This is a genomic window from Rhodococcus qingshengii JCM 15477 (assembly GCF_023221595.1).
GTDB classification, from domain to species: domain Bacteria; phylum Actinomycetota; class Actinomycetes; order Mycobacteriales; family Mycobacteriaceae; genus Rhodococcus_F; species Rhodococcus_F qingshengii.
The window spans coordinates 172453-196705 of sequence record NZ_CP096563.1 but is presented as its reverse complement, the minus strand read 5'-3'; the positions used below and the strand labels follow the sequence as shown (position 1 = coordinate 196705).

Annotated in this window: 23 protein-coding genes; 9 read left to right on the top strand and 14 right to left on the bottom strand. The window is 62.1% G+C overall.

Annotated features, from left to right (window positions below; genetic code table 11):
• Window positions 1-57: 57 nt before the first annotated feature.
• Window positions 58-603: a ferritin gene (locus tag M0639_RS00850; protein ID WP_030535839.1), complete on the top strand. Its 546-nt coding sequence runs from the start codon at window positions 58-60 to the stop codon at window positions 601-603.
• On the opposite strand, the gene M0639_RS00845 is transcribed toward M0639_RS00850, so the two are convergent.
• Genes M0639_RS00845 through M0639_RS00830 form a run of 4 tightly spaced genes read right to left on the bottom strand, consistent with a single transcriptional unit; the run spans window position 600 to window position 4136 of the window.
• Window positions 600-1418 (bottom strand): alpha/beta fold hydrolase, encoded by an 819-nt coding sequence (locus M0639_RS00845; protein WP_003944129.1) that lies wholly within the window; start codon window positions 1416-1418, stop codon window positions 600-602. The two genes, M0639_RS00850 and M0639_RS00845, sit on opposite strands and share 4 nt — an antisense overlap.
• A 53-nt stretch (window positions 1419-1471) precedes the next feature.
• Window positions 1472-2386, bottom strand: a complete 915-nt coding sequence (locus M0639_RS00840) for a DUF5926 family protein (RefSeq protein ID WP_064073663.1) — start codon at window positions 2384-2386, stop codon at window positions 1472-1474.
• Between the two features lie 11 nt (window positions 2387-2397).
• The gene (locus M0639_RS00835) at window positions 2398-3162 is read right to left on the bottom strand and encodes a glycerophosphodiester phosphodiesterase (RefSeq protein WP_042920594.1); all 765 of its coding nucleotides are present in this window, start codon (window positions 3160-3162) and stop codon (window positions 2398-2400) included.
• Window positions 3159-4136, bottom strand: a complete 978-nt coding sequence (locus M0639_RS00830) for a DUF4328 domain-containing protein (RefSeq protein WP_063315271.1) — start codon at window positions 4134-4136, stop codon at window positions 3159-3161. The genes M0639_RS00835 and M0639_RS00830 overlap by 4 nt, the downstream gene beginning before the upstream one ends.
• A gap of 415 nt (window positions 4137-4551) precedes the next feature.
• Here M0639_RS00830 and M0639_RS00825 point away from each other — a divergent pair, with 415 nt between their 5' ends.
• Both M0639_RS00825 and M0639_RS00820 read left to right on the top strand, forming a co-directional pair.
• Window positions 4552-6333 (top strand): hypothetical protein, encoded by a 1782-nt coding sequence (locus M0639_RS00825; protein ID WP_064073604.1) that lies wholly within the window; start codon window positions 4552-4554, stop codon window positions 6331-6333.
• A gap of 16 nt (window positions 6334-6349) precedes the next feature.
• On the top strand, window positions 6350-7279 hold the full coding sequence (locus M0639_RS00820) for an LLM class F420-dependent oxidoreductase (protein WP_003944174.1): 930 nt from the start codon (window positions 6350-6352) through the stop codon (window positions 7277-7279).
• Between the two features lie 15 nt (window positions 7280-7294).
• Here M0639_RS00820 and M0639_RS00815 read toward each other — a convergent pair whose 3' ends face one another.
• From M0639_RS00815 to M0639_RS00805, 3 genes are all read right to left on the bottom strand, one after another.
• Window positions 7295-7891, bottom strand: coding sequence for an Rv1733c family protein (locus M0639_RS00815; protein ID WP_223304488.1), 597 nt, complete (start codon window positions 7889-7891; stop codon window positions 7295-7297).
• 111 nt (window positions 7892-8002) lie between these two features.
• Window positions 8003-8716 (bottom strand): peptide-methionine (S)-S-oxide reductase MsrA, encoded by a 714-nt coding sequence (gene msrA, locus M0639_RS00810; RefSeq protein ID WP_020905733.1) that lies wholly within the window; start codon window positions 8714-8716, stop codon window positions 8003-8005.
• Complete coding sequence (locus tag M0639_RS00805; RefSeq protein ID WP_047272742.1) at window positions 8655-9833, bottom strand: acyltransferase family protein; 1179 nt, start codon at window positions 9831-9833, stop codon at window positions 8655-8657. The genes msrA and M0639_RS00805 overlap by 62 nt, the downstream gene beginning before the upstream one ends.
• 260 nt (window positions 9834-10093) lie before the next feature.
• Between M0639_RS00805 and M0639_RS00800 the strand changes: the two genes are divergently transcribed.
• A complete protein-coding gene (locus M0639_RS00800) occupies window positions 10094-10717 on the top strand; it encodes a superoxide dismutase (protein ID WP_003944189.1) in 624 nt (207 codons plus the stop codon).
• Here M0639_RS00800 and M0639_RS00795 read toward each other — a convergent pair.
• From M0639_RS00795 to M0639_RS00780, 4 genes are all read right to left on the bottom strand, one after another.
• Window positions 10714-12063 carry a YhgE/Pip domain-containing protein gene (locus M0639_RS00795; protein ID WP_064073605.1) on the bottom strand — a complete coding sequence of 450 codons (1350 nt, stop codon included), beginning with the start codon at window positions 12061-12063 and terminating at the stop codon, window positions 10714-10716. The genes M0639_RS00800 and M0639_RS00795 overlap by 4 nt on opposite strands.
• 43 nt (window positions 12064-12106) lie before the next feature.
• On the bottom strand, window positions 12107-13255 hold the full coding sequence (locus M0639_RS00790; RefSeq protein ID WP_042453218.1) for an AI-2E family transporter: 1149 nt from the start codon (window positions 13253-13255) through the stop codon (window positions 12107-12109).
• 4 nt (window positions 13256-13259) lie between these two features.
• Entirely contained in the window at window positions 13260-13832 is a 573-nt protein-coding gene (locus M0639_RS00785; RefSeq protein ID WP_003944155.1) for an HdeD family acid-resistance protein, read from the bottom strand.
• Between the two features lie 156 nt (window positions 13833-13988).
• Complete coding sequence (locus tag M0639_RS00780; protein ID WP_064073606.1) at window positions 13989-15338, bottom strand: DUF1254 domain-containing protein; 1350 nt, start codon at window positions 15336-15338, stop codon at window positions 13989-13991.
• Window positions 15339-15503: 165 nt separating this feature from the next.
• Between M0639_RS00780 and M0639_RS00775 the strand changes: the two genes are divergently transcribed.
• Window positions 15504-16031: a hypothetical protein gene (locus M0639_RS00775; RefSeq protein WP_003944138.1), complete on the top strand. Its 528-nt coding sequence runs from the start codon at window positions 15504-15506 to the stop codon at window positions 16029-16031.
• A 294-nt stretch (window positions 16032-16325) separates the two neighbouring features.
• Window positions 16326-17039: a TMEM165/GDT1 family protein gene (locus tag M0639_RS00770; RefSeq protein ID WP_058227350.1), complete on the top strand. Its 714-nt coding sequence runs from the start codon at window positions 16326-16328 to the stop codon at window positions 17037-17039.
• A gap of 3 nt (window positions 17040-17042) precedes the next feature.
• Here the strand turns inward: M0639_RS00770 and M0639_RS00765 are convergent, their stop codons facing one another.
• Window positions 17043-18077 carry an Lrp/AsnC family transcriptional regulator gene (locus M0639_RS00765; RefSeq protein WP_064073607.1) on the bottom strand — a complete coding sequence of 345 codons (1035 nt, stop codon included), beginning with the start codon at window positions 18075-18077 and terminating at the stop codon, window positions 17043-17045.
• 99 nt (window positions 18078-18176) lie between these two features.
• On the opposite strand from M0639_RS00765, the gene M0639_RS00760 reads away from it, so the two are divergent.
• From M0639_RS00760 to M0639_RS00750, 3 genes are read left to right on the top strand one after another with little or no spacing between them, the layout of a single operon-like run.
• Window positions 18177-19385, top strand: a complete 1209-nt coding sequence (locus tag M0639_RS00760; RefSeq protein WP_030535848.1) for an MFS transporter — start codon at window positions 18177-18179, stop codon at window positions 19383-19385.
• Between the two features lie 13 nt (window positions 19386-19398).
• Window positions 19399-20661: an amidohydrolase gene (locus tag M0639_RS00755; protein WP_042920611.1), complete on the top strand. Its 1263-nt coding sequence runs from the start codon at window positions 19399-19401 to the stop codon at window positions 20659-20661.
• A 33-nt stretch (window positions 20662-20694) separates the two neighbouring features.
• Window positions 20695-22146 carry an amidase gene (locus M0639_RS00750; protein ID WP_064073608.1) on the top strand — a complete coding sequence of 484 codons (1452 nt, stop codon included), beginning with the start codon at window positions 20695-20697 and terminating at the stop codon, window positions 22144-22146.
• A 12-nt stretch (window positions 22147-22158) separates the two neighbouring features.
• On the opposite strand, the gene M0639_RS00745 is transcribed toward M0639_RS00750, so the two are convergent.
• Together M0639_RS00745 and M0639_RS00740 are read right to left on the bottom strand one after the other, a co-directional pair.
• The gene (locus M0639_RS00745) at window positions 22159-23172 is read right to left on the bottom strand and encodes an ABC transporter substrate-binding protein (protein WP_054831752.1); all 1014 of its coding nucleotides are present in this window, start codon (window positions 23170-23172) and stop codon (window positions 22159-22161) included.
• Entirely contained in the window at window positions 23169-24113 is a 945-nt protein-coding gene (locus tag M0639_RS00740; RefSeq protein WP_064073609.1) for an ABC transporter substrate-binding protein, read from the bottom strand. Before M0639_RS00740 ends, M0639_RS00745 begins: the two co-directional genes overlap by 4 nt.
• Window positions 24114-24253: the final 140 nt, after the last annotated feature.

Genomic DNA, 24253 nt, shown 5'->3' with positions numbered 1-24253 from the left:
CCACAATAAGGTCATACTGGGATGACAGGGCCTCTGACCTGCACTATCTTGGAATTCATGACTTCTGGGGAGACTCACATGACCAAATTCCACGCACTACTCCGAGACCAGATTCGCAACGAGTTCAACGCTTCGCATCAGTACATCGCGACAGCGGTTTACTTCGACAATGCGGATCTGCCACAGCTGGCAAAGCACTTCTACAAGCAGGCTGTGGAAGAGCGTAACCACGCAATGATGATCGTTCAGTATTTCCTCGATCGCGACATCAATGTCGAACTCACCGGCGTCGACGCCGCGAAGGCCGACTTCAAGGATGCCCGCGAGCCCATCGCTCTCGCGCTGACGCAGGAGAAGACGGTCACCGAGCAGATCGTCCAGCTCGCGAGCACTGCCCGCGAAGAAGGCGACTACCTCGGCGAGCAGTTCATGCAGTGGTTCCTCAAGGAGCAGGTCGAGGAAGTTGCAAGCATGACAACACTTCTCACCATCGCGGACCGCGCAGGCGCCAACCTGTTCGACCTCGAAGACTTCGTGTCCCGCGAGATGAGCACCGTCGGTGACACCACCGGTGCACCGAGCGCAGCCGGCGGAACCATCTAGCCTGCAGCACTCACGGATTTTGCCCTCGAGCCGAACGGTTCGCTTCCTGCCAGCAGGATCGAACTGATCAGCTCGGGGGCATCTGTCATCGGTACGTGCCCAAGGCCGGGCAGAACCATCAACTTTGCCTGCGGGAACGGCTTTTTCACGCGCTGCGCCTGATACACGGGCAGGATGAGATCGCGTCGACCCCACGCAACCGTCACCGGCACAGTGGGATCCACGATGGGCGGCAGCACGAAGTCCATCTCGAGACCGAGATCGACGAGTTCGTTCGACACGAGCGAACGGCAGTCGGCCAACGCCGCTGCATAACCGACATGACTCGGATGAGCGAAGAACGCGGCGAGCGCCGGATAGCGAATCAGCTTGTACCGCAATGCGCGTGGCAATCCGTCACCCATGAGCTTGGCTGTGCCGCGCAGTGCACGGAACGTGTTGATCGCTCGCACCTGATCGAGGTGATTGACAAAGAACCCGGCCGGCGAAAGAGCTGTCGCCGACGCGACATCGCCGCGCGCTGCCAGCGAGAGGGCAATCCAGCCGCCGAGGGAGTTTCCCGCGACGTGGGCACGCTCCCCCGCCGGCGTCACTTCCTTGACGAACTCACTGACATCGTCGATCAGCTGTCCCATGACGTCCGGACCGAGTTCGGGCAGCAGCGACTCTCCGTGACCCGGCAGGTCGACGGTGACGACGCGGCGGTACGGCGTCAGCTGGTCCAAAAGCGAATCCCACGCCTGCCGTCGATGGACGATGCCATGGACGAGCACAAGCGTGGGACCACTACCGGAGATGTCATGCGACAAGGTCATGTCACCAACATTAACCGTAACTTCGCGTAACGCCTATAGTTCGGGCGAAAAAATCAGCGCAGCGTGACCTGACGACCACGAAGTCCGTCGCGCGAGCGAAGCTCGGCCGAGGTCAGCGGAGCATCGACGGCCAGAGCCTCGGCAAGACGCTCACCGAGCTCGACGGTTGCCGCTACCCACTCGTTTGCATGCTTTTCGCGGTCGAGGTCGAAGACGGGAACCAACAGGCCGTGGGTGCGGAACGAGCCTGCGTAGCGCGAGCCCTCACCCAGATGCAGTCCACCGGTCGCGTGCACGCGCGCCAGCGCGAGCATCAGGTCGTCTTCGCTCTCGGGACGAACCCAACACAGGTGCGCCTTCTCGCCGGCGTCGACCCACCACGCGGCAACGAGGCCGTCGCCTTCGAGGCGTGCAGAGGGCATGATCGCCGAGTTGGCGTGCTGCACGGTGGCGGCAACCTCGGGATCGGTTTCGACGCCCTCGGGGATCCACCAGTTGAAGTTCTGGTGCACGGTGATGTCGAGCAGGGCCGAGGGATCGACGACAGCGGTGACTGCGGGGGTCTCGGAATCGGGGTTCGCGGCAGAAAGCGCGTCGCCGGGGGCCGCGTCCTTGATCCAGTTCACCGAAGCGGCGAGGTCTGCGCCGAGGTCGGCCGAGTGCGCCTGAACCTGGACACCGACAAATCCAGTGGCCGTCTCGCCCTCGTCGCGGACGAGTGCGGCAACAGCGCCGGGGAGGACCGTTGCCAACGTGACGGGACGGTCGGAGCCGATGACCGGCAACGGAGCCGTGGCGGACGGAACGAATTCACGCAGCGCGACCAGATCGCACTCGGCGGCAAGGCCCTCGAACGGGCGGCTGACTACGCCGGCAGCGGCTTCACGCTCTGCTTGGCGTGCCGCCAGCTTCTCTGCGCGTGCGCTGCCCTGCTTCGGTCCACTGTTTCTTTTGCTCTTCTTGGCCACGAGGGCAAAATCTACACGCTGCCCAGCCATTGCTTCGTGCGCCCGGGATGGTTGGTGGCAACCCAACTGACCCCGAGCTCACGACACAGGTCCACATCCGCCTTGTCGTCGACGGTCCAGCAGTACGTCGCGCGACCCGCAGCGGCGGCCCGATCGACCAGATCGGGATGTTCGCGCAGCGCCTTGATCGACGGCCCGATCGCCGTAGCGCCCACAGCCGTCGACGCACCGCCACCGAGGTACCGCGACGCGTCACCGAGCAGGACCGTCGGCAGCAGCGGTGCCGAACGACGCACCCGCCAGACCGCACTCGCCGAGAAAGACATGACCACTGCCCGCGAGTGATCGGCCGACGGCGGCGACGCGATCCCGAAGCGGTGCAGTTCCGCCAGGAGTTTGGCTTCGACCAATCCGCCGAACCTCACGGGGTGCTTGGTCTCGATGAACAGCTTCACCGGGCGCGCAAAATCCAGAGCGAGGGTGATGAGATCGGAGAGAGTCAGCAGTTCGGCCGGTTCGCTCGTCGACCCGTAGTCCAGAGCGGTCAGCGAATCGAGCGTCATCTCGCTGACGATCCCCGTCCCGCTGGAGGTGCGGTCGACCTTGCGGTCGTGAACGCAGACCAGGTGTCCGTCGCGGGTGAGCCGGACGTCGCATTCGAGCCCGTCGGCACCCTCCTCGAGGGCCAGTTCGTAGGCGGCGAGGGTGTGCTCCGGCCGCGCAGCCGACGCACCTCGGTGCGCAACGACGAGTGGACCTCGACGATCTGGGCTCACAGGGCAGCGGTCTCCTTCTCGTCCAGCACCGTCTTCTCGTCCAGCACCGTCTTCTCTTCCAGCACCGAGCGCGGCACTGGCACCCACCGGGTTTCCGATTCCGGTTCACCGCGCCAGCTCTTGCGCTCGATCCGGCGGATCACGACGAGTGTCAACGCCGCGGTGACGGCAGCGATCAGTGCGATGAAAGCGTTCAGCAGAACCCCGTCGGCCATTGCCTGAATCCCCGGGCGTGATCGCCAGTACGCGTTGACCACCAGCAGCAGAGCGCTGAATGCCCAGAAGCCCCACCAGATCTTGACCAACAGGGTTCCGCGCGGATCGCGGCGGACCAACTCGAAGAGATAAACGGCCGGCATCACCAGGTTGAGGATCGGCACAGCGCAGCCGACGACAACTTCCGACGCTGTGCGTGGATCGGATTCCCGGGCACCTGCGAAGTGTTCACGACGCCGACGAAGCAGCCAGCACACAGCGGCGATTGCCGCGAAGACCGAGATCAGCAGTCCACCCAACTGAGTGAAGTACACGGCGGCGTCGGAGACCGTGAGCAGCGGCTGCGGGATCAGCCTGGTGCGGTTGCGGACCAGGATCGCGTATCTGCCCAGTTCGGCGAACACCGCCAGTCCGTAGAGGATCGTTGCGAGCGTCAGCAACGGCCCGACTCGGTCGGCCATCCGGTCCGCTCGCGAGGGCGGCACCGGTGAGGTGTCGACGACGTCCTGGAGTCCCCACTGCGGGACAGCGTCGTAGCGCGGAGTGGAGAAGCTACGACGCACTGGTGCGTCCCCCACGCCGCGGGGGTCGGACGGGGAGCGCGCGATCCAGCGGAAGCCACGGCGGTTGGGCGGTTGGTAGATCTCGGTGCGGGTGGGGATCAGCAGGACGCCGCTGCAGCGCGGGCACCACTGCGTCGGGCCGCCGACGACAGGCCAGCGTGCGGCGCACCGGGCGCAGACCTGAACGACACTCACAACTTCGATTCTGTCACGCCGTATCGGTAACGGCAGCAAATGGATTCACTCCCGATTTGTGATCGAACCTCCACCGCGTTCACCTGCATTGTTCGAATAATGTGACCTCCGCCACTTAAAAACTCGAGTTATCCACAGTTTCCACAGGTTCATCCACAGTTCTGGATGAATGAATCGGGCTTTATCCACAGGTCACGGGCAAGACCCTGAGAATTTGCTGACAGGTGTTAGCGAACGATGCACAGGCTCGAGGATGAATTTGACACCGCAGGTCAGTGAACTTTCGGGCGTCGACGTCATTTATCCCGGCAAAGTTCACAATCCATTCAGAAATTGCTCCCGAAAAGACAGAAAAGACCGGTATCCCCTTTTTATGAGAAGTCGGTTTTTGACACACCTGGAAGCATGACCGTCGATGACTTCTCCACAGCCCGAGCCAACTCTGACGTTCACCCCGAGACGGGTCACGCAGCTCGCGTTCGTGTTGATCGGATGTCAGCTCGTCATTCGCATCTGGGTTGCCGCGAGCAATTACTTCTACTGGGACGACCTCATCCTGATGGGCCGCGGAGGACGCTTCCCACTCTTCTCGAGCGAACTCCTGCTCTACGACCACGACGGTCACTTCATGCCCGCGGCCTTCTTCTTCACCGGGTTGATCGCCCGTTTCGCGCCGTACAACTGGGCGCTGTCGGCGGCACTGCTCGTCGTCGGTCAGGCCGCCGCGTCGTTGGCGCTTCTGCGCACTCTTCGGTTGGTCCTCGGCCGGCGACCGGCACTGTTGATTCCGTTGATCCTGTATCTGTTCGTCCCGCTGACACTTCCGGCGTTCTCGTGGTGGGCAGCCGCGCTCAATGCATTGCCGCTCCAGATCGCGCTGGCCTGGGCATGCGGCGACGCGATCAAGCTGTACCGCACCGGGCAGGTGCGCTACGTGTTCTCGGGCACCGCGGTTTTTGTCGTCTCCTTGCTGTTCTTCGAGAAAGCAGTGCTCGTTCCGTTCGTCGCACTCGCTTTTCTGGTGCTGTACTTGCGCACACAAGGTGAAGGAACGCCGATACGAAGTGCGGTCACGAAGTGCCGACTCCTGTGGACGGCCTCCGCCGCCGTGCTCGCGTTCTGGATTCCGGTGTATCTGACAACTGTCGAATCTCCGATCACCGGATACGGCCGTTCGATGTCCACCGAACTGCTGCATCACGGAACGTCTTTGGGGATGCTTCCCACTCTTCTCGGCGGCCCCTGGCGCTGGGAGCGGTGGATCCCCAGCCCCGCCTGGGCCGATCCGCCGACGCTTTTGGTGGTCGCAGCCTGGGCCGCGCTGCTGACGACGGCCGTGATGACAGTGCGTGCCCGACGCGGCGCTGCCTGGATCTGGGCTGCCGCGGCGCTGTACTTCCTGGCCTCCGTGGTGGCGATGACCGCTACCCGATCCGACGCCGACACCACGTACGAGTTGGCGCAGACCTTGCGTTACTTCACGGATTCGGCGACGGTGTTCGCCCTCGCCGCCGCTCTTATTCTCGCTGCGCCTCGGCGACGTCCGGCCCGTTTGCCCGTCGCAGTCGCCGCCGGCCTGTCAGTGCTCTTCGTGATCAGTTCGCTCGTCTCGACCGTCACGTTCGTCGACATCTGGCGCGAGAACCCGACCCGCGACTACCTCGCGAACGCGCGAATGTCGTTGTCACAGAATCAGGATGCTCCACTGCTCGAGCAACCCGTCGCGATCGAAGTGCTCCTTCCCGTCGCCTTTCCGAACAATTTGGCAAGCAACGTTCTCGCGCCGCTGCCTGATCGCCCCGAATTCTCTTCCAGCACTCCGATTCTGCGCACCATCGACGACAGCGGTCAGATCGTCGATGCCGAAGTGACCTGGACGAGAAGGATTCCCGAAGGAACGGCGCCGAACTGCGGCACCCGTGCCGAAGGCCCGACCGAGCTCCCCCTCGACGGTCCCCTGGCCGGCTGGGAATGGACGGTTCAGCTCAATTTCCTCGCGAGCACCGACGGAACGATCGATGTTGCGTTGGAGTCCGGTGACGCAGTATCGGTACCCGTGACCCAAGGTTTGCACTCGGCATTCGTGCGCCTGGTCGGCCACGGAAACAGTGTGAAGATCACGCCGACAACGCCGGGACTGACGCTGTGTTTCGGCGCCGGACAAGTCGGTGCCGTCGTCCCGACCTCCACAAAATAGTGGCAGAGTGGAAGTCATGGAGCTGCGTATATTCACCGAACCCCAGCAGGGCGCTACCTACGAACAACTACTGACTGTTGCCCAGACCGCCGAAAAACTCGGCTACGGCGCATTTTTCCGCTCGGACCACTATCTCGCCATGAATTCCGACGGCCTTCCCGGGCCTACCGACGCGTGGATCACGCTCGCCGGAATCGCCCGCGAAACATCCACCATCCGCCTCGGCACTCTGGTGACGTCGGCTACGTTCCGTCACGCCGGACCGCTGGCCATCTCGGTCGCACAGGTCGATCAGATGAGTGGTGGCCGCGTAGACCTCGGCATCGGTGCCGGCTGGTACGAGGAAGAGCACCAGGCGTACGGCATCCCGTTCCCGGCGCTCAAGGATCGCTTCGAACTGCTCGAGGAAACTCTCGACGTCGTGACCGGTCTGTGGCGTACGACGGTCGGCGACACGTTCGACTACGACGGTAAGCACGTGCAGATCAAGAACTCTCCCGCGCTTCCCAAACCGCACCAGGTCGACGGTCCGCCGATCCTGATCGGTGGCACGGGCAAGAAGAAGACTCCAGCGCTCGCCGCTCGGTTCGCAAACGAGTTCAACATCCCGTTCAAGTCCCTCGAGGAAACGAAGGACATCTTTGCGCGGGTTCGTCAGGCTTGCGTCGAGCACGAGCGCGATCCGAACGAATTGGTGTACTCCAACGCTCTCGTCCTGTGCTGCGGCCGCGACGAGGCGGAGATCAAGAAGCGCGCCGAGGCTATCGGACGCGACGTCGACGAGCTACGTGAGAACGGTCTGGCCGGAACACCTTCGGAGCTGGTCGACAAGATCGGCACTTTCGCCGACGCCGGTTCACAGCGCGTGTATCTGCAGACTCTCGATCTCGCCGATCTGGATCATCTCGAACTCGTCGCAAGCGAGGTCATGCCCCAACTGCAGTAAGGAATGGGCCGGGATCTACAGCGCGTTCGCGTCGAGGAACGCGCGTAGGTCTCGGTCCCACTGGGCCGAGCGGGAACGGTCGAGAAAGACGCGCACCAGCATGAAAGCGATGACCAGCAGCGACATCACGCTGAACCAGGTGAAAACCCCGGTCACCACGGCTGCGACGTCGGCAGCGCTCTGAGTGATCGGAGCTACGGTCTTGTCGCCCTGATCATTGACGTAGATGGGGACCTCGGTGCCGGCGGGCGTCGCCGAGTCGACAGTGACATCACCCGTGTGAACCTGGCCGTTCCAGTTCCACTGCGCGCTGGCCATTTCGGTGGTCGGCGCAATGTAATCGGCTGTCGAGGCGGTGGTCTGCGTCGAATCTGCTGTCGTCGTCGCCGAAATACTGTGTAATTCGGCGGATTGTTTGGCGATCAGTGCGTTCTGGCTCGAAGCAGTCGCAGCCCCTGCCCATACCGCGAGAGGCAGGAGAAGAATCGCGAAAATGATCAGACCGAAGGACATGAACCCTTCGATCCGATCACTGCGGCGAACCATCGGATCGTGGCCTACATGAATTGTGCGTCGGAGCAGCGACGCAGTTCCTCGCGTACTACCTGACATTGTGAGCTCAGTTCTCTCGACGACACACTCTTACATCGAGATTCCCTTTGTTTCCATCTAGTTGCAAGTGTTAACGAGCTGAATCACATGTGTCCTCCAACACCTGTCCAGTTATTCGCTCGGCGGAAGGATGTCCGTCTGCGCCGGAACCTGATCCTGACGGAGCAATCCGACCGGGCAACTGACGCCCGTGGCATGCACCGGGCAGTAACCGCCGGGATTCTTCGCCAGATACTGCTGGTGGTAATCCTCCGCGTAGAAGAAGTCGCGCAGCGGACCGATTTCGGTGGTGATCGCTCCATATCCGGCTTCGGCAAGCCGTTCACCGAAAGCGACGGCCGACGCATGAGCGATTTCTTCCTGCTCCGCGGACGTCGTGAAGATCGCCGAACGGTACTGCGAGCCCTGGTCGTTACCCTGACGCATCCCCTGCGTCGGATCGTGGTTCTCCCAGAAGTGCGCCAGGATCTGCTCGTAGGAGATCACTGCGGGATCGAAGACCACCAGCACGACTTCGGTGTGACCCGTACGTCCGGAGCACGTCTCTTCGTACGTCGGGTTGGGCGTGAAGCCGCCCGCATAACCCGCAGCGGTCGTGTACACGCCGGGAAGCTGCCAGAACTCCTTCTCGGCGCCCCAGAAACAACCCATCCCTACGACGACGGTCTGCAGTTCGGCCGGAAACGGCGGCGTCAACGGATGCCCGTTGACGTAGTGCGCGGTCGGAACCGGCATTTTCTGCTCTCGGCCCGGGAGTGCGTCCTCAGGCGCGATCAGCGTGGATTTTGCGGACGCTCGTCCCAGAATGTCGTCGTACCAGCTCATGCTTCGATGCTACGCGCGAGCGACTGTTTCGCCACGCCGTGATCGCGCGGGCGCCGGGCAACTCCACCCACCGGTAGCCGATTTCTGCTACCGCGGCCGTGGCCAGAAGGAAGAGTGCAAACGCCAGCGTCGGTCCGACGTACAAAACGGTGTTCTCGACGACGCGGTACAGGATCAGGGTGTGCACGAGATAGATGACGTAACTACGCGTCGAGAGCCACTTCACGACCGGCCAGCGCGTCGGGACGCCGTCGTAGCGGCCGATGAGAACTACCGCTGCAGCGACTACCGAAATGGTCCACAGATAGTGCTCACCGGCCCAGTAGACGCGGAACTGGGTCGCCACGATGATGACGTGCATCTGGACGAGGACGGCCGCGATCAGCCAGCGGCCGGGAGCGAGCTTCGCCCACGCGAGGTACATGATCTGGCCGAGGAAGACGGCCGGCAGCGTCGCGGCGATCTTGGACAGCATCGGCACGGTGTACGGCAGCGGCGCGTAGACGTTGTAGAGCAGCACCAGCGAGCACAGCGCACCACCGGCGAGCGGCATGACGATCGGTCGCAGCCGCAGTATCGGGCGAGCCGCGACACATGCGAGATAAAAGAGGAATTGAACGGTGAGTGTCCAGGTCACTCCCAGAACTGCTACCTCGGGCTTGAGAAAGAATCCGCCGAGAAAAAAGCTCATCAACGCTTCGGTATCGGAAATACCTTCCTGACCGCTGAACATTCCGTTGATTCCGAGGCGGACCAGAAGAATGGCAATCGCGGTCGCCACCCAGAATGCGGGCAGCAGTCGACTGAATCGGTTGGTCAAGAACTTTCCGGGGCCGTCGCGAATCGCGGATCGCGTCACCAGAGCACCGGTAAGCATCATGAATACTGCGACGCCGACAAAAGAGAGGTGCTGGTTGAGTTCGGCAGGCTCGATCAAAACGCCGTAGACGACGTCGATCACCCACCAACCCGAGCCGAGATCGTCGATGACGTAGAAAGAGATGTGGGAGTAGATCACGGCGGCAACCGCCAGGGCTCGCAGCAGGTCAGCGCCCGGAAGATTCACCCGAGGCGCGGCCGCCTCTGGTGATTCCGGGAGGAAAACTGGTGCGGGCATCGCGCAAGTTTAAGGTTCCGTTCACCTTTACGACGAATTTGCGCATATTAGCTTACCCTTAGATCGGGGCAAGTTCGGTTTCCCAAACTTTATTCTTTGGTGATTACTACCTGAGCCGGACTGTTGCGGACGGTGTACGAATGTTATTGGGTGGAAACCCGAAGAATGATTTGCACATACGCGAGTGACGTCACGCCGTGACCGGTGATCGACGCACTCTAAAGCACCAGGGCTCACCAGCCCGCAAAGAAGGGACCCTCGTGTCTGTTTACACGCTGCCGGAACTCCCCTACGACTACGCAGCCCTCGAGCCGCACATCTCGGGCAAGATCATGGAGCTGCATCACGACAAGCACCACGCGGCTTACGTTGCCGGTGCCAACGCTGCACTCGAGAAGCTGGCCGAGGCTCGTGAGAACGACACCATCGCAGCGCAGGCCAACCTGCTCGAGAAGAACCTGGCGTTCCACCTCGGTGGCCACACCAACCACACCGTTTTCTGGAACAACCTCAGCGCTGACGGTGGCGACAAGCCCGAAGGTGAACTCGCCGCAGCGATCGACGACAACTTCGGTTCGTTCGATCTCTTCCGCGCTCACTTCTCCGCGAACGCCAACGCCATCCAGGGCTCCGGCTGGTCCATCCTCGCGTGGGACTCGATCGGACAGCGTCTGATCATCGTCCAGCTCTACGATCAGCAGGGCAACATCTCCATCGGCCTCACGCCGCTGCTGCTCCTCGACATGTGGGAGCACGCTTTCTACCTCGACTACCAGAACGTCAAGGGCGACTACGTCAAGGCATTCTGGAACATCGTCAACTGGAACGACGTTTCGGCTCGCTTCGACCGTGCACGTACCCAGACCGCAGGTCTGATCGTCTAGTCACGCTCTTCTTGCGAACGGCGGCGCCTCACCAGGGGCGCCGCCGTTCGTGTCAGCAGAGCACCACCGAGCAGGACCGTCGTGGCTCCGAAGACCAATGCCAGTGTGCGAGTTCCGGAGTCACCGCTGCCCGCGGTGGTCTGATTCACGGCCACCGGATCCGACAGCACCGAGGTCAGCTGAACCTGCTGCGGGGTGGTCATCGCGGGAATACCGGATTTTGCGCCGTCGAGGCCCGTGACCAGTGACTTGGCGATTCCTTGCAGCGTCGTGAATCCCTGGGTGATCTGATCGGTCACGTCACCGAGCATCTGCGGCGCCTGATCAGCGATGGGAATGAGGCCGTCGTTCAATTGTCCGGCAGCACTGCTCAGTTGATCGCTCGCGCCTTGCAGCTGCCCGACAGCGGTGCGGACTAGATCACCGAGCTCCGTATCGGGCCCGACCGAGCCACCCAACAGCGCCGGAACGGTGCCCAGTTGCGCATTCAGCGCACCGAGATCCGAACTCACACCGGCCAGTTGCGTTGTCACGTCAGGCGGGATCGGAAGGCCGTTCAGCGCAGTCTGCAGCGTGTCGATTCGTGTCTTCAGTTCCGCGGTCGAGGACGACGCCTCCCCAAGCGTCAGGCCCAGTGAGTCCGCGCGCGTGGCCAGCTCTTCCGCCGACCCCGACGCCTGATCGACAACACCGGACACCTGATCCGCGACGCTCATCAGCTCCAACGCCCCGGACCGTGCGGTCTCGAGGTACGGCAGCAGAGTGCCTGCGCCTGCTTTCACCTGATCGATGGACTTTCCGGCCTCGTTGGTTCCGGCGACCAGAATCTGTGCGGTGGTGAGGTTTTGATCGATCGAGCGTCTGGCGGCCGACGTCTGAGCCAGCAGGCCCTTGATGCCGTCCGCGCCGACCTGCGCCGACACGGCCCGAGTCAACTCGGCCGACTTCTCCGAATCCGAGCCCTTCACCTCGAGGTCGACGCTCGCCTGCCGTGGATCCATGCCGAACATCGACGCGACGGTTTCGCTGAAGTCCTCCGGCACGGTCAACGTCGCGAAGTAGTTCCCGCCGGGGTTGTCGACCACCTGGAAGTCGAAGTCTTCGTTCTTGCCCAACGTGTCCACCAGCGTGTCGCCGGCCCGAAGTTCCTTGCCGTCGAGCGTGGTTCCCGCGTCGGCGTTCACGATCGCGACGGTGTTCGAGGTGTCGGCACCGCCCGCGAAGATCACGAACCCGATCCCCGCCACCGCAGCCGCGACGATCGCGGCCACACCACCGACTGCCAGCCGTCGACCGAGTCGTGACGGCCGGCGATGGGAGTTTTCTGTGGTGTTCTCGGCGCTCATGGGCGAGACGATAAAGCAACAACTTGTAGAAACACTGAGAGCCCTAGCCTGCGGGCGTCGCCGGCTTCTCAGACTCCTCGGGTTCCTCCTTCGGCATGTCCCGAGGGCCACTGATCAGGATGTCGGCCCAGCGCGTGGCTGGGTCGATGTCGAGCAGGACGGCCTTCACCAACAACGAGAGCGGGATCGCCAGCAGCGCTCCGAGCGCCCCGAGAACCCACGACCAGAAGACAAGTGAGAGGAACGTCATCGTCACCGACAGTCCGACGGCGTCGCCGACGAACTTGGGTTGGATGATGGACTGGATCACGAAGTTGATGACGGAGTAGACGACGATCACCCACAGCATCAGCCACGGCCCGCCCTGCAACAGTCCCAGGAGCGCCGGTGGAATCACGCCGATGACGAACCCGATGTTGGGGATGTAGTTGGTGATGAAGGACAGCAACGCCCACAGGACGGGCAGCTGAATGCCCATGAGCCACAGCGCGCCACCGTCGAGTACCGCCACGATGAGGCCGAAGACCGTCGAGACCACCAGGTATTTGCGAGTTCCGGCGGCAAAGGTGGAGAGCGCGTAGGAGATTTCGGGACGTTGCTCGGACAGCACATGCAACCGCGAGCGGATGCTCATGCCGTCGAAGGCCATGAACAGCAACAACGCGAGAATGAACACCAGATCCGACAGGATGCCGAGCAGGCCCTCCAGCCCGCTTTCGAGTACGCCCACAACCTTCGTGAGATCGACACTGCTGAGCGTGCTTTGGATCTGTTCGGTACTCACTCCGAAGTCGGCCAACTTGTCGCGGCCCTCGTTGAGGAGGTTGGTCATCTCCTCGGAGTACTGCGGCAGGATCGTCGCCAACTGAGCCGTCGACACGATCAACGACGCCGCCAACCCGAGCAGGATCAAGTACACGGTGACCAGTGAGCCGAGCATCCCGACCCACTTGGGCCACCCTCGGCGCTGTGACCAATCCTGAATGGGCTGAACGGCAATCGTCAGCACCAGGGCCAGGAATACCGGTCCGAGGATGCCGCCGAACACCTTCATTCCGCCGACGGCGACCACGGTGGCGGCAATACCGAGCAGGACGATCAAACCGCGCGGGATCGACCAGTTCTCGCTACCGGACAGCGTGGGGATCGGAGTGGGAGCCTCGACGGCCGGCTTTCCCTTCTTAGAGAACACCGGCTTAGAGAACACCGGCTTCCTTTGCCCGGCTCCTGATCTGGAATGCTCCCACGATCATGAAGAGGCCGAACAGGATTGCGTACCAACCCAACAACCAGATGAGGCTGATGATGCCTTCGCCGGGCGCGATGAGAAGAATGATGCCGAAGATGACAGCAAGCACCGATGCGGCGAGCAACCATCCCCAACTGGATCCGGGCAGCGCCTTCATCTTGAAGGCGCCGACAATTCCGAAGATTCCGAACATGATGGCGTAGAAGGCAATTATGTACAGCAGCACCAGCGCAGTGATGCCCGGCCAGACCAGCGCGACGATGCCGGCTCCGACCGAGACGACGCCCGTGAACACCCACCAACCCCACGAGCTCAGATGCTCGCGGTCCCGGATGGCGCGAACTATCGTGATCAAACCGTCGGCGATGGAGTAGATACCGAACAGGAAAACCAAGGCCACCACGGTAATTCCCGGCCACACGAGCGCGATGATTCCGAAGATCACGCCGAAGATTCCGCGGATCAGGATCATCCACCAGATCTCTTTGCCGTACTGCACGAACGGATTCTGCGTGACCATCAGTAGCCTCCGAAACAAGCGGGTGTCTCTGACCGATTCAACAGCTCTTCAAACAGGGCAATACCGACAGATCGTATGACTCTTGTGACCTTTCCGCCCATCGAAACGCGCGGCTGATACCGAGTTGTGCTCTTCGGGTACGAAGCGAGGGGACTTTCAGCCTGCTTCTCGAATACTTGCTTCTCGAATACCGGGCGCAGTCCACGATCCCGACAGCACTGCCGCCTTCGGCCAGTACAGGCGCAGAAAGACGTTGAAGTCGCCGGACGGAGCCGGCAGCCAGTTCCGCTCCTTCTCACCACCAGGGGATTCGTGCTGGAGATAGATGTCAAGGGAACCGTCGTCGGCAAACACCAGATCGCTTCGATCGCCAATCGCGTATCGGTCGATCGGGTTGTCCACGAAGAACTGCCGCTCGTTCATCATCGTGAGCGACCAGAAGCCCTCGACCGGTGGCAGCTCGTCCTTCTCGAAGTGCAGGACGTACTTCTTCGCCCCGGTCAGCGGCTTCCCGTCGACGTCCGTCGTGGCATGCGGGTACACGGCATCAGCGTCGAGATTGGCCCCGAAACCGAGCCAGACGATCAGAGCCCGCTGAGCGTAATGGGTTCCGTAGTGCCCCAAGCCGCGGTGCATCGTCCAGCCGTTCTTCGGACTGCCCTCGGCCTCTTCGGCGATCTCGCTCAGCACGTCCATACCGGTTCGCGCAGCTCTATCGAGGGCATCACGTACCTCCTGCGGACGCGACCTCCAGGGCAAGGAGGAGCCGATTCCTATGTCGGACAGTTGTTTCATCATCTCGGTGTCCTCCGGACGCGGAGGATTGTCGTCGAGAAGTGCGTCGAGTCTGGTGAAGAATGCCTCGCCGTCCATGGCGGCCACCTGGTCCACCGGCGGCGTCCGCGTGTCGACGGCAGGGTTCACCGGCATTTCACCAGGCGTGTAGTCCTGCGGGTCACCCGTCCACTCCGACAGAGGAGTGAGTCGCGTCCGGTCCTGCAGGCTGTGCACTTCTGCCAGGTCTGTTCCCCCCGACGTCGCGTAGCGGGCGACTATCCAGTTCATCGCCGTCGGAGACCGCAGCAGCGTCAAACCCTTGGGCACGTTGCCTTTCCAATTCGGCCCGGCCACCAGGTACGGTCCCCCGGTCCGCCCGACTGTCCGAGATCCCGGAACCGTGAACACGTCGCTCCACGCGTCGAGGATGGGGACCAGCCAGTACCGCGTGCCGAAGTCCGGCAGTGCGAGCACCTGCGGTTCCGTCGAGACGTCCAGCCACCCCGACGAGTAGAGAGTGTCCGCGTTGGGTGAGACGACATCGGTGAAGGTCGCATCCGGCGTCGTACGCGCGTATGCGAACTGGTTGAGCGGGGCTTTCATCGCCACCGGCGAAGGCACCGCCGTCATGACATCCCGCGATACCGCAGCAATCAACAGGGGATATCCGAAGATCCACGCCTGCGTTGCCAGGTCTTCCAGCCGAGAACGGTTCTTCGACAGAGTCATGTCTGCGCATACCACCGCCCTCACCAGCGCAAACCTGGCTGGCACTCTCCCTCTCTTGTGTGCCAGTACCGAATGGGTGCATATTTCGATTACCCAACGAGGTGTGCCGGACCGACGCATGCGCGTCTGCCCGAGATTTGCCCCAGCACCGAGGGAGGAACAGAAATGAACAGAAACGAAGCAATAGGCATTTCTCCGTTCCAAGCCGCTGGGTCTTTGCAGGGGTTCGTCATTTCCGGTCGTTGGCCGGACACCACCCAGGAGTGGGCGCAGCTTCTCGCATTGGCTGTCCGCGTGGCCTCGATGCCAGGTTTGTTGCCGACCACGACGGTCTTCGGGGTCCGTGAAGACGTTCCCGAAGATCCGCAGCCGGGCACCGTCGGTCTGGTGGTTGCCGAAGGTCCGGTACTCGGCGATTTCGCCTTGACACCCGGCCGTTTCTCCGACCATCAGCCACCGGCGCTGATCATGCTGCACCCACCGTCGGAAACCACGCCCAGCCTGCCGGAATGCGAGGGCAGCGCGTCGGGGTGCGTACTGCTGCCAGGCCTTCCCTATCTGGGTTTGGAGCATCGTGCGGCGTGGGTCGAGGCTGAGCCGGACGGCACAGTCGTCTCCATGATCAGTCGTGTCGGCATCGATCCGATCAGCGATCCCGACACCGCTGTTTTGGCCATGCTCCTCGCCTCGTGACGGCCCCGGTAAGCGATAAGTTCGGACTCCCAAACTTGCTGTGCGCTTTGCCAATTCGTTTCAGGCGCGCTAACGTGGGCAGCAACGAAGGGGAGTAGCCCCCAATCGCCCGTGTCGACATACTGGTTCGACGCGCTCCGCCTGGTGCGGATCGCGAAGCACCCGGCCTGGCGAACCGAAGGTCCTGTGGCCTCGGTGGGCGAGACCTTCGGCCGGACAAGCGCACCCACTGCGCCTGCCCAGGCCGGAGGCTCGCATTTTTCCTCCGACCTACACCGACCGGAGGAGTAAATCTTGCTTGCCGCAATACTTTTGAGTTTCGGCGTCATTTTTGTCGCAGAACTCGGTGACAAGTCCCAACTGATGGCAATGACGTTTGCCTTGCGCTATCGCTGGTGGGTCGTCCTCGGCGGAATCACCGTCGCCACCACCCTTGTTCACCTCGTCTCGGTCGCCGTCGGCCACTACCTGGGCGTCGCCCTCCCCACCGCGGCGATTTCCATCGTCGGCGGTATCGCTTTCCTGATCTTCGGCCTCTGGACCTTGCGCGGTGACGATCTCACCGACGACGAGCAGAACAAGGCCGGTCGCGTCACGCGATCCGCCTTCATCGCCGTCGCCTCGGCCTTCTTCCTGGCAGAACTCGGCGACAAGACCATGCTCGCCACCATCACCCTTGCGACTGACAACGACTGGATCGGCGTCTGGATCGGGTCGACGGTAGGCATGGTGGCGGCCGACGCTCTCGCCATCATCGTCGGCTCGGTGCTGGGCAAGCACCTTCCGGACGGATTCATCAAGATCGGCGCCGCGGTGCTGTTCTTCGTCTTCGGTGTCTGGCTGCTGCTCGAGGGCATCTTCCCGGACTCGTCGGCCGGCATCATCGGCGGTGGCGTTGTCCTGGCAGTGTCCGTACTGGGTGCGCTGGCACGGATGATCTGGAAGCGCTCCCGTGCGACCGACTCCGCTACACACCTCGTCGACGACAATCGGACGCCGATCGACTGACGCTCAACGAATAACGTCGCCGGCACCCCAAATTGCGACCGGGACATGACCTTCCGCCACTCCGCTCGGTCCGAGTAGCTGCCCGAACCGCTTCATCGGGTACAGCGAGACACGTCGATCGAGGATCCGCACACTACCGATTCGGCGGAGTCGATCCTCGACGACAAGACTCTGCGCGAGGCCGCTCAGCCACACGCTGATCAACATGTTCGCTGTTCCGGTAGTCGCCACCAACAATCTGATCTCCGGCCAACTCGACACAAGATTGCCGAGTTCGTCGGTGGAACCGTCCACAGCGACATCGAAGATCACTTCGAACGGTGAACCGACAGCCTGTTGCGAGACATCGCAGCGGAAAATCAACTGTTGCGACGCAGTCAGTTGGGCCAAGCGCCGTCGAATCGCAGTCTCGTTCGTTCCACAAATCGCGGCGAGGCGCGCGTAGCTGGCACGTCCGTCACGGCCGAGCGCCTCCAACAGGGCACCGTCGGACTCGCGGAACTCTGTCGGATCTGCCGGCACCGCAGCGCCCTTTGTCGATGCCGTTGCCAGCCGAGCCCGACCCGCTTGCCCCAGAGCGCCCGGCTCCCAGCTGAACCCGTCCCGGTACACCTTCACCCCGACCCGGCTTCTGATCGACAGAATTCCAGGATCGGCGGCAAGGTGCTCACACACCAAGGCGTCCAAACTCTTGTGGTCGGCGGCCACGACTCCGACGAAGTACTCGTACTCGCCTTCCGTCCTGGCCAACAGATAGGCACAGGAGAGTTGACGTAACAGCTCCCCCACGTCGGCAACGGAATCCTGTGTGGTCCTGATCAGGAGATAGCCGAATATGTGGGTTCGACCGATTGCGACCGCGTTGACCCACGAATGACCGTTCGAGACGAGGCGACGCCACCGGCGGGCGATCGTCGTCGAATCCATGTCGAGCACTGACGACAACTGCGTCCACGACGCGCGGGGGTTGAGCTGAAGTGCATTGATGATCTCCAGATCAGATTCCGCGATCACGAATGTGTCGGATTCCGGCTTCATCAGGCCAGTATTGCCGGATTACTGCATTCTGGTCGGTGATCCCTGCCTGTTTGCCAAAGATGTGTGAATCACTTCACAGGTTCACCACTTGGAGGCCCAGTGCTTCGCTCCACCAAAGTCACGGTCGCGTTGCTGTTCGTCGCGTACGCGATCGACTACATAGATCGGCTGGCGATCAACCTCGCTCTCCCCTTGCTCGGTGAGGAGTTCGATCTCGACTACTCCCAGCGCGGATTGATCATCTCCACGTTCTTCATTGCATACACGCTGGCCCAACTGCCTGGTGGACTGCTCGCCGATCGATACGGCGCAGTCCGGATGGCTCTGATCGGATTGGTGGCGTGGAGTGTCTTCACCGGCCTCACTGCCCTTGCCTGGTCGTTCGGGACGCTTCTGGTTGTTCGCTTTCTCTTCGGTCTCGCGCAGGGCGTGTTTCCGGCAGCTGCAGTAAAGCTCGTTGCCGAGCGGAGCATCCCGGAGCAACGTGCCACTGCCACAGGATGGATGAACAGTTCCAACGCCGTCGGTACGCTTCTCGCCATCGTTGTTGCGGCAGCTCTTCTCCCGTTGATCGGCTGGCGTGGAATGTTTCTGGCCGTCGCGGCGCTCGGCGTACTCTCGCTCGTCAGCATCAAGTTGTGGCTCCCGCCGGCACTTCCGGCGGAGAACGACCACGGTCCGGATTCCTCCTGGGACAACATGCGCACCGTACTTCGCTCCCGCGCGATGTGGCTCTTCGCCTTGATGTTCTTCGGATACGACTTCGTGATCTGGGGGATGTCGTCGTGGGTTCCGTCCTACCTCCATGACGAACGTGGAATCGCCCTCTCGAGTGCAAGCCTCCTTCTGATTCCGGCTACCGTGGTGGCCGCCGTGACCACCGTCATCGGCGGGCGAATCTCCGATCGACTGGCTGGCAACAGTCGTGTCGTCGTGGTGCCGTCCATGCTCGCGTGCATCGTGATGCTCGTTTCGATTCCTTTCGTCTCCAACACGGCCTTGTTCGTCGTTCTCGTCACCCTCGGATCTGCCGCTGCCTCTTTCGCTTTCATGCCGTGTTTTGCACTTCCGCTTCGTAGCCTGCCTTCGTCGGTGGTCGGAGCAGCCTCGTCGATGATCATTTTCGGCGGCATGGTCGCCGGAATAGTCGCGCCGTTGGTATTCGGATTCATCGTGGACCACCTCTCCTGGTCAGCGGCGTTCGTATCTCTCGCGCTCGGGCCTGTCGTGGCGATCGTCGCGGTCATGGCAGCACCACAAACCCGGGAAAAGATGCTGAACCTGGTGCAACTGAAAACCGCCAACTGAAAGAAGATCAACCATGAATCAACTGCTTTCGAATCTCGAGTTCGGAGACCCGTCGCGGTTGCGAACCGTCGAGCCGCACTGGTTCGAGCTCTACCGGGACCTACACGCACACCCCGAGTTGTCCGGCGACGAAACTCGCACCGCCGCAATTGTTGCCGAGGAACTTCGGCGAATCGGTGGCTGGGACGTCACGGTCGGGGTCGGCGGTACGGGTGTCGTCGGTGTTCTCGAAGGGAGCAGCGGTCCGGTGATCCTGCTACGCGCCGACATGGACGCGTTGCCGGTGGCAGAAGACACCGGGCTGTCCTACGCCTCCAGAACTGATGGAGTCATGCATGCGTGTGGCCACGATGTCCACGTAACCGCGCTACTTGCCACGTGCGCAGCACTTTCCGCGGATCCGACATCGATCACCGGGACTGTTGTCGCGGTCTTCCAGCCTGCTGAGGAGACCGGCTCCGGCGCGCGTGCGATGGTCGACGACGGAATCTTCGACCGCTTCCCACGACCGGACCTCTGCCTGGGACAGCACGTGGGCCCGACTCCGGCGGGGATGTTGGTCAGCAAACCCGACATCTTGATGGCAGCATCCGACACGATACGAGTGGTCTTTCACGGCCGTGGTGGACACGCGTCATCACCGTACGCATGCATCGACCCTTTGTTGATGGCAGCGTCTTTCGCGCTGCGCATTCAAAGTCTGGTCGCTCATGAAGCGGCAACCCCGACAGCACCTGTGCTCACGGTGGGAGCCTTGCACGCCGGCACAGCTGCGAACATCATTGCCGACGACGCCGAACTGCTACTCAGCCTGCGAACTTTCAGTGCGTCGTCGCGAGATCACATGCTCGAATCGGTGGGCAGGATCGCTCGCGCAGAAGCTGACGGGGCAGGCGCCACCGACGCGCCGGACGTTCATGCGTACAACGGCTTTCCGGCCACGGTCAACACTCCGGACGCCACGTCCACGGTGATGTCCGACCTGCGACAGGCCGGCTTGGGAATGCATACTCTGTCACAACCACTTTCGGGTAGCGAGGACTTCGGCATCTTCGGCACCGCCGCCCAATGCCCCTCCGTATTCTGGCATTTCGGCGGAACGGCACTTCAAAGTTTCGACGGAACCGCCCTTGCCGCGCTCGCTGAGGGACGGATACCACCCGGCACGCCGTCCAATCATTCACCGCGCTTCGCCCCAGATCCCGCCGCGGCCCTACCCGAAGGTGTTACAGCCATGACCGCGGCCGCGCTGGGAGCCCTTGCGCGGAGCGCGTGATTCCCACACATACTGTCCCAGGGAGATAACGTCATGTCAGACGAACTGCACTACCTCAGCGCCACCGAAGCCATTGCTCACTTTCGCGCGCGGGAATTGTCTCCGGTCGAACTGCTAAAGGCAATCATCGACCGAACCCAGAAGCTCGAACCTCACATCAATGCCTTCACCGAAGAGATGTTCGACGAGGCACTCGCAGGCGCCCGGGATGCCGAGAGCCGGTATCGCGGCCAAGGACCCGACCCGCGGCCGCTGGAGGGAATTCCGGTAGCTGCCAAGGAAAAACACTCCATTGCCGGAAAGTCGCTGACCGAAGGCTCTCTGGCGGGACGCGGCAACATCGCCCGCGAGAACGCACCCGTGATCGACCGAGTTCTGGCAGCAGGCGGCCTGATTCACGCACGCACGACGACACCGGAATTCTGCGTCGCGGCGTTCACACACTCTCCTTTGTGGGGCGTGACCCGCAATCCCTGGAACCTCGATTACAGCCCCGGAGGTTCATCCGGAGGTGCGGGCGCCGCACTCGCCGCCGGAACTACCACTCTGGCAACAGCATCCGACATCGGCGGGTCGACACGAGGCCCGGCAGGCTTTACCGGCACCGTCGGCCTCAAGGCATCGTACGGGCGTATCGCCGGGGTCGCCCCGCTGTCCATGGATTCCTACCGTGGCGACGGTCCGATGGCCCGAACTGTCGACGACGCAATTCTCTTGGCCAACGTTCTGATCGGGCCGGACCCGCGTGACCATTCTTCCCTGAGGCCGGCGATCACGCTGCCACACGAGTACCCGTCGGTCGAGGGAATGCGAATTGCCCTGTGCCTGCGGCTCGGTGACTTCCCCATCGAGCCTGACATCGAGGCGAACACCCGGGCTCTCGCACAGTCGTTGGTCGATGCCGGCGCGATCGTCGAGGAGATCGAGTTGCCGTGGACTCGTGATTCGATGGCAGCAGCGGTGGAAGTCCATTTCGGAACGATCATGGGTGCATCCGTCGCGGAAGTTGCTCGCGTCCACGGTGATCTTCTTGCCGACTACACGCTCGACAACGTCGCGATCACGTCGAAGGGCGCTGCGGAAATGTCATTTCTGGACGGCCTTCGCAAGGAAACCCAAATGCAACGAGAGCTCGCCGAGGCGATGGCTCCCTTCGATGCGCTGATCTGCCCGACTTCGGGCACCATCGCCTTCCCGGCAGGCGAGTCTTTGCTCGACGGCCTCACCGTGGCGGGTCAGCACGTGAACACCACCGCCGAAGCACTTCTCACTTTGCCGTTCAACGTCGCCAATCGGTGTCCCGTACTAGCGGTGCCCAGTGGACACGCACACAACGGCGTTCCCACGGGCGTCCAGATCGTCGGCCATACGTACGACGAACCGACCGTGTTCCGGATCGGCAAAGCACTGGAGAAGATCCGCCCGTGGGCATACACCGACCAGCATCAACCGCGGCTGGATGTGGTGACACCGGCTTCCTCTTGATCGCTGAGGAGATCAGAGCTTGGCTCTGATCTCCTCAGCAATCGGCTGGAACTGCTCGAGGAACGTCAGGGCCCAACCGAAAGACGCGACGCCTTCGTAGTCGAACGAGTACACCTGATCGTTCTTGACGGCGCGCAGACGCTGGAAGATGGTGTCGTTCGCCAACTTCTCGTTGATGGGACCCTTGCCACTGTTGGTGATGATGACGTCGGCTTCGTCGAGTAGCTCCAACTGCTCCTTCGGGAACCACTCGTTGCTGCCGGCGGGAATTGCGAGTGAGCGGTCGTTGAACTGGAACCCGGCCTCGCTGATGACCGTCGTCTGATACTTGGTCGGCGAGTACAGCGAGAAACCACTCTCCTCGAAGTACGTGGTGTAGACGACCTTAACCTTGCTCAGCACATCAGCGTTGTCGCTGCGGAACTTGGCGATCCGCGCCTCGTACCGATCTGCCAACTCTTGAACCTTCGCGCTCTGGTTCAGCGCGTCCGCGACTCCGAAGGCGCGCTCCTTCCATGCGTACTGCCCGTCTTCGGCAAAAACCGCGGTCGGTGCGATCGACCGGATCTGCTCGTAAAGATCCGGGTTGTTCTCCGACAGCAGGTTGGTCATCACGATCAGGTCGGGAGACAAAGCCGCTATCGCCTCGGCGTTGGGCTCGTACCAGCGTCCCACCTTCGGGAGAGACCGCAGAGCGGACGCATAGGGTTCCGGGACGCCGTCGGCGTTCTCGTAGTCGACCGGCAATCCGACCGGTGTGAACCCGGCGTCGAACATCGCGGGGCCCGTGTAGTAATCGGCGCTGACCACCCGTTGCGGGTTGGTGGGCACTTCCACCTGCCCCAGAGCCGTGTTGATGGTGCGCATCGAACCCTCGGCCGATTCACCGGAGCTGGTTCCACAGGCCGTGAGCAATCCGATCCCCGCCAAGGCACCGGCTCCGAGGAAACCGCGTCGGGTAAGTGCTGCGGTGATGCGAGCGAATTCGGCATCGGTGTCAGCGGTGGGCAATAGAAGTGATGTCATGAAAGTGCCTCCAAGGCGCCGGTTTCGAGTTCGTTGAGCCAGTTGATTGCAGTGCCGTAGTCGGTGACCTGAGTGCTGATTCCGAATACCCGGCCCGAAGCTGCTGCCGGAATGCGGCTCCACAGCGGGCTGGCGAAGACGGATTTCATTCCTGCAGAATCAGTTCCGTTCGGCTGCTTCGGGTAGATGACGACGGTGACGTCCCGCAGCATTTCGAGTTGTTCGAGCGGGAAGGCTTCGAAGCCGGTGGCTGGGCGCAGGTCCGGGATGAATTCGCCGCGGGTCACGTTCAGGTCGGCGAGCATCGCGCCGGTCACTCCGGTTGGATACAGGATGGAGAAGAGCCCTTCGGAACCACCGATAGCAACCTGGGCCCAACGATTCTCGCCAAGCTGCGCGGCGTATTCGGTGCGGATTCGCTCTTGCATCGCCTGATACTTCTCACGATTCGACGTCAATGCCGAACCCTTGTTGACCGCGTCTGCGACACCCTCGGCGACAGCGCGCCAATCCGATCGGTTCGTGCCCGAATACACCGCTGTCGGAGCAATTTTCGAGAGCTCGCGGAACATGTCCTCGTCGATCTCGTACGCATCGCCGACGATGAGATCAGGCGCGGCAGCCACGACGGCTTCGCGGTTGACCTCGAGGAAAACCCCCACCGTGGACAAGCCGTCGATGAACTTCTGCTGTGTCGGGGTGAACTGGTCGATGTACGCGCTGTAGTCGAGCGTCGCGACGGGTCGGGCGCCGACGGCTTGCAACTGCCACGGGGTGTTGTATGAGACGGCGACGATGCGCTGCGGATCGACGGGAACATCCACGGATCCGTAGTGCGTCTGCACAGTACGAGTTGCGCCGTCCGCACCGTCACCGCCCTCCCCACTACTGCATCCGACGAGAGCAAGTGTGGACAGCGGTGATGCGAGCGAACTCTGCATCGGTATCTGGAGTCGGTAACAGGAGCGATGTCATGGGTTTCCTGACGGTTATCCGAATTAGGGCTACCTAAAATTACTCTCACCTGCGCCGTTACGGTGAAGCCTCTTGGCCAAGACGTATCTCTTTCGCGCCAAGCCGC